Source organism: Paenibacillus sp. SAFN-054 (assembly GCF_051966755.1).
Classification (GTDB): domain Bacteria; phylum Bacillota; class Bacilli; order Paenibacillales; family Paenibacillaceae; genus Paenibacillus_AQ.
In genome coordinates this window covers 96,848-108,490 of sequence record NZ_JBQCKS010000002.1, presented here as the reverse complement: position 1 = coordinate 108,490, position 11,643 = coordinate 96,848, and the positions used below count along the sequence as shown (strand labels likewise).

The window sequence follows — 11,643 nt, the reverse complement described above, 5'->3', positions numbered from 1 at the left end:
AACACCGTGGTCATCAGTTTTATTTCCGTACTGTTTCTCGGATTCATCCTTGGAATCAAACATTCGATCGAACCCGACCATATTATTGCCGTGTCTACGATGGTCGGCAGGAGCAAGAAGCTGTCGCGCTCCACGCTAACCGGTGTATTTTGGGGCATCGGACATACCAGCACGCTCTTTATTGTCGGCATGCTGCTGGTGCTGTTCAAAGGCGAGCTGCCGGAGAAGCTTACGATGTCCCTGGAATTTTTGGTTGGAATCATGCTCGTTTATTTGGGAATCCGAAGCATGATTTTCATCAAAAACGCCAAACAAGTACCGCATCATCATGAAGAAAGATCGTCGCTTATGAAAATATTTGTGATCGGATTCATTCATGGCCTTGCAGGCAGCGCGGCAATGGTGCTGCTTGCCCTGTCCACGGTTTCCTCGGTCTGGGAATGCGCGCTTTACATTTTGATTTTTGGAGCGGGCACGATCGCGGGCATGCTGACATTCACCACCATCATCGGCATTCCGTTCGTATACAGCAAGAAAAACGTGCTGATCAACCGCTCGCTTACCCAGGTGGCTGGCACGGTCAGCTTCCTGTTCGGCATCTATTATATGTACAATCTTGGGATTAACGAAGGGCTTTTCAAGCTTTGGGCGCAGTAGTCTCCCACTCTCTTCCTTCGGCGCCCATGCGCGGTTGACATTGATTGTTGAATTCACTATACTGTCTGTAATCTTATATGCGATATACGTTGAAAGAGCCCAGTAGCAGCTGTCGTCCCTGTCCCAGAAAGCCGGGGGGTGATGTAACCCGGTACACACGAAGCCTGCGAATTACACTTTGGAGTATCTCGGGTAATGCCGAGCGGAATTGGCGAACGATACCTCGCCGAAGAGCGGCATGAATGGCGCGCGCGAACAGCGCAAGGCTCCATATGTGCAATCTGGGTGGTAACACGGTTAACAATCGTCCCTATGTCTGATGACAAGGGGCGATTTTTTTGTTTTTCAACGCGTCTGAGGAAATTCGTTATAAGGAACATTAACTTAAGGGGTGTTATGACGGTGAATATTATCGACGAACTGGAATGGCGCGACGCCATCAATCAACAAACGGATGCGGAAGGACTGCGAGAGCTGACGGAACAAAAGGCGATCTCGCTGTACTGCGGAGTCGATCCGACCGGTGACAGCATGCATATTGGCCACCTGATTCCGTTCATGGTGCTGAAACGCTTCCAGCTTGCGGGACATCGTCCGGTCATTCTGATCGGCGGAGCCACCGGAACGATCGGCGACCCGAGCGGCCGTCAAACGGAGCGTTCGCTGCAGACGCTGGAGCAGGTGCAGGCGAACGTGGACGCCTTGACCGAGCAGATGAGAAAGCTGTTCGTTACCGATGGCGACAATCAGATCCGCATGGTCAACAACTACGATTGGACCCATAAAATCAACGTGATCGAGTTCCTGCGCGACTACGGCAAGAACTTCAGCATCAACTCCATGCTGGCCAAAGACGTGGTGGCAAGCAGACTCGACAGCGGGATTTCCTTCACGGAATTTTCATACCAGATTTTGCAGTCGCTCGACTACCTGCATCTGTTCCAGAACGAAGACGTGCAGCTGCAGATCGGCGGCTCCGACCAATGGGGCAACATTACAAGCGGCCTGGACCTGATCCGGAAAAAAGAAGGAGCGGAAGCCAAAGCTTTCGGCCTGACGATTCCGCTCATGCTGAAAGCCGACGGAACCAAGTTCGGCAAAACGGCCGGCGGCGCCATTTGGCTCGATCCGAACAAAACGACGCCGTTCGAGTTCTACCAGTTCTGGGCGAACACCGACGACCGCGATGTCGTGAAATACCTGAAATACTTTACGTTCCTATCCAAAGAGCGGATCGAAGAGTTGGCTGAGAAGGTGGAGACCGAGCCGCATAAGCGTGAAGCGCAAAAGACGCTGGCCGAGGAAATGACGAAGTTCGTGCACGGTGAGGAACTGCTTGAGCAGGCCAAGCGCATTACCGCCGCTTTGTTCACCGGGGATATCAAATCCCTTACCGCCGATGAAATCGAGCAGGGCTTCAAAGAAATGCCGACGTTCGAAGCGACGCAGGAATCGAAGAATATCATCGACTGGCTGGTCGATCTCGGCATTGAACCGTCCAAGCGCCAGGCGCGCGAGGATGTCACGAAAGGCGCGATCTCGATGAATGGTGAGAAAGTCAGCGACGTTGGCTTTGAAGTGACGGCCGAGCAGGCAATTGGCGGCCGGTTCATCATTATCCGCAAAGGCAAGAAAAATTACAGCCTGGTGAAAATGTCCTAACCGTTTCTTTCAATGTAGATAAAAAAGCCGTCAATACATGGAGGGGGCAGTGATCTGTCCCCATCCAGTGTATGACGGCTTTTTCTATTAAAGCGCTTCCTTCATGCTTGAAGAAGAACACAAGTTGTTATACGCCAGCATGATGCTGCGATCCCATCTCTATGATTTTCAGAATCAGGGATGCCTTCGAATTGACCTGCAGTTTGATATTGATCCTCGAAAGATGGGACTTCACCGTATTGGGACTGATCCCGAGCTGCTTGCCGATTTCCTGATAACTATAATCTTTGATCCAGTACAGTGCGATTTGCATCTCTCTATCTGTCAAATTGAACTTACCGGAGTTCATCTCGAACAACTCATCTATCGTCAACGCTTTTATCACTTCAAAAGCCCCCAATTATAATATTGTTGATATGAGTAGTACGTTGTTTTCCGCATATCCTAAAGCGACGATGATACCATCTTCAAAAAGGCACATGCTAGAGGGCGATCTTATATACAACTTTTTTTACCGTTTGCTCGGTATCCACATGCCCGCCAACCAGATGCGCATCCTCCGGAAAGCAGACCAGAAAATACCCCGGTTCGAGGTACCCGTGAAATTTGTATTCCGAATGCACGTCGCCGAAAGCAATGTCGCGGGCCGCATCGTATTCCGTCATATTGCTCAGTTGATTCACATTGCTGATCTCCACGTATTCCCGTCCTTCCAGAACCACATGGATATCGATGTATTGTCGGTGAGCTTCGTAACGAAGATGGGGCTTGGGCATCGTTTGGAACACATTCAGATTTTTTTTGAAGAGGCTCGTTTCGATTGGCCCGCCGTTAATATTACGAAGCATGTCCTCTACCGCGCCCCGCAGGCCGGACCATTTCTGGAATAGAAACATGTACTGTGCAGCATTTGATATTTTGTCAAATATCATTTTCCTCAACCCTCTTTTTTCGCGTAATATCACTCGCACTGCTTTTTGGACACACATAAACAAGGGAGACAGAAGGGAAGTCAAGATCAACATCGATTCAGAATTCTTCTGTGGTCCCATGGCTGGCTGTTAGATCATGTCGCGTCATCTAAGATTAAGTATAGATAATTTTATGATGTTTGAATATGCACCATTTCTTACTCTTTTTAGTAAAAAGACTACGTTTTTAGGTCAAAATCCAACACATTCTCCCCCTATTTTTACTATTTACACAAAATACAGATTTATCATTGACATGGAGTATACACCTATGTTGAGTTCCAGCCGATGCTTTTGCTTTGGCTTTTTTGTGTTTCCGATCGAAGAATGACTTTTGTGCGAGGAAAGCTTGGCGTTTTTTTAGAGAATGATGAACAACGAAGCGATTTTTGTCAACTCTTTGGGACAACTCCGGGACCTTAAGGGGAGAAATTCGAGGGTTTTTTTTATAAGTCATAGGCTTTAGGGACTACCATACGAAAGTGGACAATCAATCCGTCTTGAAAAGCCCGTCCCAATGGACTAACCCGTTTGGATGAATTCGTTTGTGCTAATCCATCGGGGTAATATTTATCCTCGGAAATATGTGATTTAATTAATTCGACAAAAGGATTTGTAAAAATATGACTGAAATTGTAGACGGATTTAAAGGAGATTTAGCACATGAGGAACGCGCGTCGAAACCGCGGAGGCGGAGGCATTGTCGGCAAGCTGGTCGTTCTGCTGGCACTCGTTGTGATTGCGGTGGGAGTGAACTACTGGAGGCCTTGGGAGATTTACCAGCAAAAAGGCTTTGAGGGGGTGGTCTCATCGGTGGTGGACGGCTTCCAGGGCAAAGGATTCACTCCGGAAGCGGAGGAGCAGCAGGGGTCTGCCGTCCAGCAGCAACCGGCAGCCCAAACGGCGGGCACGGATCCGAAGAATGGGGCTGCGGTAGGGAAAGTGAACGAGCCGGAGAAACAAGCGCCCGCGAAACAAGTACCGGCAAAGCAAAACCAAGAGAAGCAGGAACCGAATCAAGATAATCAAGTCAAAGATCCGAACCCGTCAGATAAGGCAGAAACCAAACCTGAAGATCAAGGCACCAATGCTGTACAGACAGCGGTATCGAGTTCAAATAACAATGTGATAACCAAATCGGTAGGGACCAAAGAAATGAATGACCGGATGCTCAACGTGCTGGGCCGGCTGCAAAATGTTGAAATCAGACCCAATACGCAGTTTTCCATGAACCAGTGGCTGGAGCTCAACAAATTTGAGAAGAAGCAGGGAAAAGAGGGAGAGGACATTGCATATACGGCCTCCCTTTTGTATGAATCCGCTGTCAAAGCGGGCATGGAGATCGGGGAAAGGCATCTGCATCGGCAGCTTCCGCCTTATGCGGCACCGGGATTCGACGTGTACATCGAGCCGGCCGATCATGATCTGACTTTCTACAACTCCCTTGGCTTCTCCATCTTTATCAGCGTGAAAAAGACCATTGACGGGATGCCGCAGATCATTTTCGAAGGGCAGCCGGCAGCCGGGTGGAAGCAGCCGCAGATCAACGTGAATACCAAAAAATACGCTCCGAAAAACTTCGAGGTCACGGACGCGAAGCTGGCGCCGAATGCCATATCGGTGAAGAGCGCCGGAACTGAAGGTTTGATGATTGAAGTGACCGATGGCACCCGCAAAATATCGCGGGATTTCTATGCGCCGCAGCCGGCCGTCGTCATGAAAGGCATTGTCGAAGTTTCGCAGTAGCCGCTTGAAAGGAGAGAGACGCGAATGCAATTGGGTGAACTTCTGATCATGAGTGGAATCATAACGCAGCAGCAGCTCAGCGAAGCGGTCGCCACGCAGAAGGCTACCAAGAAGAAGCTTGGAGAAATTCTGCTTGAAACCGGCGCTTTGACCGAGAAGCAGCTGATCGAAGCGATGGAATTCCAGCTCGGCATTCCTTCGGTGAATCTGGCCGACGCGCAAATTGAGCTTCAGGCGGTTCAGGCCGTTCCGGAATCCATCGCCCGCAAGCATCAGCTCATTCCGGTCAGCATTAGCGGGGGCAAGATCCGCATCGCGATCGTCGATCCGCTGAACTACGATGCGATCGAGGAAGTGAGAATGGCGTCAGGACTGAACGTTCAGCCTTTGATCGGGATCAAGTCGGAAATTAATCAAGCGATATCCAGGCACTACCAAATCGAAGACACGATGGAGGAAATGATCGAGGAGCTCGAGCTTCCGGAAGTCGCGAATGACGAAGAGGAAGCGAACAACCAGTCATCCCCGATCGTGAAGCTGGTCAGTCAGATGATCCAGTCCGCCGTGCTCGTGAGGGCGAGTGACATTCACGTCGATCCGCAGGAGAAGCAGGTCGCAATCCGGTACCGGGTCGACGGCCATTTGCGGACCGAGAAGCTGGTACCGAAACAAATGCAGGGCGTGTTAACGGCCCGGATTAAGATCATCGCGAATCTGAACATCGCCGAGCGCCGCCTTCCGCAGGACGGACGCATCCAGATGCAGGTGGACCGGCGCCGGATCGACATCCGGGTATCCACGCTGCCGACCGTGCACGGAGAAAGCATCGTCCTGCGGATCTTGGATCAATCGGGCGGGGTCAGCCAAATTTCCAATCTGGGGTTAAGCGAGCTGAATGAGCAGCGTTTCCGCAGAGTTATCGCGAAGCCGAACGGCATTATCCTGATCAGCGGACCTACCGGCAGCGGTAAAACCTCGACGTTGTACTCCGCACTCGGCAGCTTGAACCAGCCGGACGTCAAGATCGTCACGGTCGAGGATCCGGTCGAGTACCGGATGGACGGTATCACACAGGTGCAGGTGAACAGCCAGATCGGACTGACATTCGCCTCCGGGCTGCGTTCCATCCTGCGTCAGGACCCGAACATCGTCATGGTCGGGGAAATCCGGGACATGGAAACCGCCGAAATCGCGGTACGGGCCTCGCTCACTGGACACATGGTGCTCAGCACGATCCATACCAACAGCGCGGCCAGCACGATCAGCCGTCTGATCGATATGAATATCGATCCGTACCTGATCGCTTCGTCTTTGGTGTGCGTCGTCGGCCAGCGTCTCGTGCGCCGCGTATGCGCCGAATGCGCGGAGAAGGTGGCTGCGCAGGAGAACGAGTACCGGTTGTTCGAGGAGCATGGACTGCTCGAAGCCGTCGGCAAAAAAGGTGGCCTTCAGAGCGCGGTCGGCGCCATCTTCGCTTCATCGCAGCAAAATACCCTGTATCTCGTGAAGGGAAGGGGCTGCAGCTCCTGCAATAAAACGGGCTATAAGGGGCGGATGGCCATTCACGAAGTACTGGCGATCGACGAGCCGCTGCGGCGACTGATCGTGCAGAACCGGCCGATCGACGAGATTCTGCAGAATGTCTCCGAGCGCGGCTACCGCACGATGCTCTATGACGGGCTCGTCAAGGCGCAGCAGGGGATGACGACGATCGAAGAGGTGCTGAAGGCGGTTTCGGATGATTAACAGGGAGGAAAGAAGGCATGCCTAGTTTTTATTATGAGGCTGCGGACAGCCAAGGGAAGAAGATCAAGGGTTTTCATGCGGCGAGCAGCAAGCAGGCCGCGATCAATGAGCTGAAAGGCAAAGGCTTTACGCTGCGCAGCATCGTGGAGAAGAAGCAGACCGCGCTGTCTACCGAGATTTCCATCGGGCGCGCCGTTAAGCTGCAAGAATTCGTTATATTCTGCCGCCAGTTTGCCACGCTGATCCGTTCCGGCATCCAGGTGGACCAGGCGTTGTCGATCATGGAGGACCAGACGACGGACAAGAAGCTGAAGGCCGCCATTATCGACGTGCATGACCAGATACGCAACGGACACTCGCTGTCCAAGGCGCTGGCGGAGCACCCGAAGATTTTCCCGGACATGTTCACGAACATGGTCAATTCCGGCGAGAGCGGCGGCCATCTGGACGACGTGCTGGACCGGATGGCAGATCACTACGAGAAGGAGAACAAGACGATCCAGAAGATCAAATCGGCGATGACGTATCCGATCATTCTGATCTTCGTCGCCATCGGCGTCGTGATCTTCCTCTTGATGAGCGTCGTACCGACCTTTGCATCGATGTTCGCCGAGATGGGGGAAGAGCTGCCGCTTATTACGCGGGCGGTGATGAGCGCATCGGACATCATTTTGCATTATTGGTGGGCCGTCCTGATCGTCGTCATTGGAATTGTGGTAGGCATCCGGTTTTACTTGTCCACGGACGAAGGCCGGTACCAATACGATAAGCTCAAGTTTCAAATTCCGGTCTTCGGCCCGGTGTTCAAAAAGGCGGCTATTGCCCGATTAACGCGGACGATGTCTTCGCTCTACACAAGCGGCGTGGCCGTGCTCCAGACGCTCGACATTACGTCGAAGGTTGTAGGCAACAAGGTTATCAGTAAGGTGCTGCTGGATTCCAAACAGAGCCTGCAGGAAGGCAAGCTGTTGTCCGAGCCTTTCTCGAAGAGCGGAATGTTCCCGCCCATGGTGATCCAGATGGTGATCGTAGGCGAGGAGACAGGACAGCTCGACAGCATGATGGGCAAGGTCGCGGATTTTTTCGAGAGCGATGTGGATCAGAGCGTGGACCGGCTGAAGGCGATCGTTGAGCCGATGATGCTTCTCTTGGTCGCTTGTCTGGTCGGTATTATCGTCGCGGCGATCATGAGCCCGATGTTCAAGATGTATGACAATTTTCTTAAATAACAAGAAGTGCTCAGCAAGCTAATCTGGATGGCTTCATATGGCATGAAAGGGGGTGAAGCGTTATCGCGGATAACACTTCTATCGTACTTAAGAACGTGAATGAATACTTAAGCTGTTAACCAAAAATGAACTTATTTGAGAGGGGTATTTTGAAATGGAAGCTGTCATGACAAGAAAAAGCGTGCTCGGAAAAAATGTACTGCGAAACGAGAAAGGTTTGACCCTGCTGGAGCTTTTGGCGGTAATCGTTATCCTTGGTATTATTGCCGCAATTGCGATTCCGTCGATCGGGGGAATTATCAAGAATACGAAGGATAAGGCTCATTTTGCCAATGCTCAGACGATTATTGATGCAGCTAGATTAAAAGTGAGCAACGATGCTCCTACTGCAACCGAAACTTATACTGCGAGTACGTTGGCCTCCGAGGGTTATCTGGATACAGTTCCAACAAATCCTGATACAAAGGCACTTTATGATGATTCTACAAGTGTAACGGTTACTTATACTGCTGCAACGGGGAAATACACATATTCTGTCACTTTAAAAGAATCGGCTTCAAAATCTTATGGCACCTGGACCGATACAGCACTTAAAACTGGTAAAAATGCAGACAATTCAAAAATAGAAATTAATAGGTAATTAGGACATTAAATAACTTACTAACAAAACTAAATTTTATCATGCGGACGAGTCATATCTTTTTACTTGGAAGTAAGATGTCCGCATGATGGTGTTCACAGAATAAAGATAAGGCGGGGTATCCCAAAAGTGGAACACACGCTGTCAAATAAAACTACTCTAGGTAATCAGCATGGTCTGACCCTTCTTGAACTATTGGCCGTCATCGTCATCTTAGGCGTAATCGCAGCCATTGCTATTCCATCCATTGGGGGCATCATCAAGCACACCAAAGAAAAGTCACATTATGCTAACGCCCAGGCTATGATTGATGCTGCAAGATTGAGAGTTTCTGCTGAAAATCCGGAGCAAAGCGTTGAATACTTCCTTGATGCAGATCTAATACAAAAAGGATACCTTGACCCACCGATCGATCCGGACGACAAAAGCAAAACTTACGACAAGGAGCACACCTTTGTGGCTGTAACCTACACAAGCAATCATACCTATGGTTACACGATCCACTTATACAAGAATGGAAACCAGCTTGTCGGCACATGGACCGAGGATGAACTGAAAGACGGCACAGCAGAAATAGCTGGGAAGTAACTGGCTTTTATTATCAATGTTCACCCTAAAGCATCTTACCTCAAAGGAGTAAGGCCTATGTTTCAATTCAAACGGGGGCGCGAAAGCTACGGGCTGCAGGTGACGGATACCCAAATTCGATTCGTAGAGGTGAATCATTCCTCCAAATCGATTAATCTGGCGTATCATTTCGCCTTTCCGCTTCAGAACGGAGCGGTCCGCAACGGCAGAATCATGAATGAAGAAGCGGTCGTCAAAGCGCTGGAAGCCATTGCCCAGGAAAGCGGGGCAGGAGGGGCGGACATCCACTTGTCGGTACCAACATCAAGCGTCGTTATGCGCAGAGCGACATATCCTGCGGTGAATGATAGAGAACTCCGCAACATGATCGATATCGATCTGAACGGCAGCAACAGTCTGCCTTTCAAGGATCCGGTATTTGACTTTGTGCGTCTGGAGACGGTTGAAGCGAACGATACAGAAAAAGCCAAAGGAGTTAAGAAACAGGTCGAAGTCCTGATTTTCGCGACGCCTTCGGAGGTTATTTCGAGTTATGTCGAAGCGATGCAGAAGGCTGGTCTTGAGCCTGCTTCGGTGGATATCGCACCGCTTGCCGCTTACCGGCTGTTGGTAAAATACCACAAATTAACGGGCATCCGTTTGCCGGAGAGATTCATGTTCGTCAACATGGAAGCGGATCAGGTGGAGTTCAGCATGTTCGAGAATGGACTGCCTGTTTTTCTGCGTTCGATGCCGCTTATGAATAGCAGTTACATGCTAGGGTCCGACCAGGATCGCATGACCTCATACGGACGCAACTTGACCACGGAGCTGGAACGGATGATGCAGTATTTCAAAAATAAAGCGTCGGCAAACCAGGAGGATCTGCAAGAGCTGTTTTTGATGGGGGAGGAGTCATTCATAAATGGCGTTCCTACCATGCTGGCGGACGTGTTCCAAGGGCCTATTCAGGCTATCCCGCTGGATGAGCTGCTGCAAGAAGGACAGATGAATTATCAATCGTTTGCCGTACCGATCGGCTTGGCGTTGAAAGGTGCCTGATAGAATGAAAGCGCAATTTGAGCCGTTTTCCATTGAGATTGATTTATTACAAATGACTGAAACGAAGCCGGCCGGACGGGAAATGAGCACGCCTATGATCGCGGCAGGCGGGGTGATCCTGCTCATGTGCATCATTGTGGGCTGGTTATGGATCAACACGAACAGCAAACTCGCGAGTGCGGAACAGGAGCTCGTGCAGGTGCAGTCGCAAATTAGCCAGATGGAGGCACAGCTTCAAAAATCGCAGTTCAGCGGAAGTCTTCCGCAGCTGCTTAAACTGCCCGAAGATGCACGTGCCATGAAACCGCAGACGACGGTCCTGCTGAAACAATTCGGACATCTGCTGCCTGAGTATGCAAATACGGTGGTGTTGGAGTTGGGAAGTGACAATACCCTTAAATATACAGCATTATTCGCAACCCTTGAGGATATTGTGACCTTCACGCAGTCCGTCGAAGCTTCGCCGAACTTTACGATCAAGAAGATGGACACGATTAACAGCGTGATGTCGAACCAGAACGGCAAGGCGAGCGGGGCGGCAGCCGACATGCTCTGGAGCAAGCAGGTCAGCTTCGAGATCGCCTACAAAGAAACAGCTCCAGCAAACAAGGAAGCTAAGGAAACCAATGAACCAGCCAAAGGAGAGACGTCGCCATGAAAAGCCTGATGAACAATAAAATCGTGCTCTTCAGCTTGCTTGTCGGCATCCTGCTTATGGTACTGGTTTACGTCACGATCATCTCTCCTAAAATGCAGGAACTGACTTCGACCCGCCAGCAGCTGGCTTCGCAGCGGCAGATGCTGGAGGAATTGCAAAACCGGGCCAACATTACGGAGCGAATGAAGGATGAGGATAAAATCCGCATCCAGAACGTCCGCCGTCAAATACCCGAAAAGCCGTATACGGAGGCGCTCCTCGGCGATCTTCGCCGCCTTGAAGTCGTCAGCAACATCCAGTTTAAGCAGTATCAGATTCAGGTGGATACGAAACAGAGTGCAGCGGCAGCGGCTCCGACGGAAGGCAGCGAAACTACCGAGGGCCAGGAAGGGCAGGGGAATGCGGCATCTGCTGCAAGTCGCTTGTTAGTCCCGGTACGGATCACATCTGCTTTTAGTGGAAAATACAGCCAGATCAACACGATGCTGCAGGAAATGGAAAGCCTGGACCGGATCGTCGCGATCGACAAAATCCAGCTAAATTCCAAACAAAGCCCCGGTCTGACGGTGAATTCCCAATCACCGATCGAAGGCACGGTCACGTTTCTGGCGTACTACGCACCGTCGCTTCAAGGTCTGGTCAAGACGGACATGAACATCGATTACAAGCCGGTTCCGAACCGGAACAATCCGTATGAGTAAGGAG

At 50.8% G+C, this 11,643-nt stretch carries 12 protein-coding genes; 10 read left to right on the top strand and 2 right to left on the bottom strand.

Annotation, left to right across the window (positions count from 1 at the left end):
* Positions 1 to 6: 6 nt before the first annotated feature.
* Both ACTHPM_RS11940 and tyrS read left to right on the top strand, forming a co-directional pair.
* Positions 7 to 657, top strand: coding sequence for an urease accessory protein UreH domain-containing protein (locus ACTHPM_RS11940; protein WP_440396142.1), 651 nt, complete (start codon positions 7 to 9; stop codon positions 655 to 657).
* Between the two features lie 402 nt (positions 658 to 1,059).
* The gene (tyrS, locus tag ACTHPM_RS11935) at positions 1,060 to 2,319 is read left to right on the top strand and encodes a tyrosine--tRNA ligase (protein WP_440396143.1); all 1,260 of its coding nucleotides are present in this window, start codon (positions 1,060 to 1,062) and stop codon (positions 2,317 to 2,319) included.
* A 127-nt stretch (positions 2,320 to 2,446) separates the two neighbouring features.
* On the opposite strand, the gene ACTHPM_RS11930 is transcribed toward tyrS, so the two are convergent.
* A complete protein-coding gene (locus ACTHPM_RS11930) occupies positions 2,447 to 2,704 on the bottom strand; it encodes a helix-turn-helix transcriptional regulator (RefSeq protein WP_440396144.1) in 258 nt (85 codons plus the stop codon).
* Positions 2,705 to 2,801: 97 nt separating this feature from the next.
* Positions 2,802 to 3,251 (bottom strand): YhcH/YjgK/YiaL family protein, encoded by a 450-nt coding sequence (locus ACTHPM_RS11925; RefSeq protein WP_440396145.1) that lies wholly within the window; start codon positions 3,249 to 3,251, stop codon positions 2,802 to 2,804.
* A 702-nt stretch (positions 3,252 to 3,953) separates the two neighbouring features.
* Between ACTHPM_RS11925 and ACTHPM_RS11920 the strand changes: the two genes are divergently transcribed.
* The 8 genes from ACTHPM_RS11920 (at position 3,954) to pilO (ending at position 11,639) form a co-directional block, all read left to right on the top strand.
* Positions 3,954 to 5,036: a VanW family protein gene (locus ACTHPM_RS11920; RefSeq protein ID WP_440396146.1), complete on the top strand. Its 1,083-nt coding sequence runs from the start codon at positions 3,954 to 3,956 to the stop codon at positions 5,034 to 5,036.
* A gap of 48 nt (positions 5,037 to 5,084) precedes the next feature.
* Positions 5,085 to 6,782: a GspE/PulE family protein gene (locus ACTHPM_RS11915; protein ID WP_440396147.1), complete on the top strand. Its 1,698-nt coding sequence runs from the start codon at positions 5,085 to 5,087 to the stop codon at positions 6,780 to 6,782.
* A gap of 17 nt (positions 6,783 to 6,799) precedes the next feature.
* Positions 6,800 to 8,011 (top strand): type II secretion system F family protein, encoded by a 1,212-nt coding sequence (locus tag ACTHPM_RS11910; protein ID WP_440396148.1) that lies wholly within the window; start codon positions 6,800 to 6,802, stop codon positions 8,009 to 8,011.
* A 154-nt stretch (positions 8,012 to 8,165) separates the two neighbouring features.
* The gene (locus tag ACTHPM_RS11905; protein ID WP_440396149.1) at positions 8,166 to 8,651 is read left to right on the top strand and encodes a prepilin-type N-terminal cleavage/methylation domain-containing protein; all 486 of its coding nucleotides are present in this window, start codon (positions 8,166 to 8,168) and stop codon (positions 8,649 to 8,651) included.
* 129 nt (positions 8,652 to 8,780) lie between these two features.
* Positions 8,781 to 9,239 (top strand): type II secretion system protein, encoded by a 459-nt coding sequence (locus ACTHPM_RS11900; protein WP_440396150.1) that lies wholly within the window; start codon positions 8,781 to 8,783, stop codon positions 9,237 to 9,239.
* 57 nt (positions 9,240 to 9,296) lie between these two features.
* On the top strand, positions 9,297 to 10,280 hold the full coding sequence (pilM, locus tag ACTHPM_RS11895) for a type IV pilus biogenesis protein PilM (protein ID WP_440396151.1): 984 nt from the start codon (positions 9,297 to 9,299) through the stop codon (positions 10,278 to 10,280).
* A 4-nt stretch (positions 10,281 to 10,284) separates the two neighbouring features.
* Positions 10,285 to 10,938, top strand: a complete 654-nt coding sequence (locus tag ACTHPM_RS11890) for a hypothetical protein (protein WP_440396152.1) — start codon at positions 10,285 to 10,287, stop codon at positions 10,936 to 10,938.
* Positions 10,935 to 11,639 carry a type 4a pilus biogenesis protein PilO gene (gene pilO, locus ACTHPM_RS11885; RefSeq protein ID WP_440396153.1) on the top strand — a complete coding sequence of 235 codons (705 nt, stop codon included), beginning with the start codon at positions 10,935 to 10,937 and terminating at the stop codon, positions 11,637 to 11,639. Before ACTHPM_RS11890 ends, pilO begins: the two co-directional genes overlap by 4 nt.
* Positions 11,640 to 11,643: the final 4 nt, after the last annotated feature.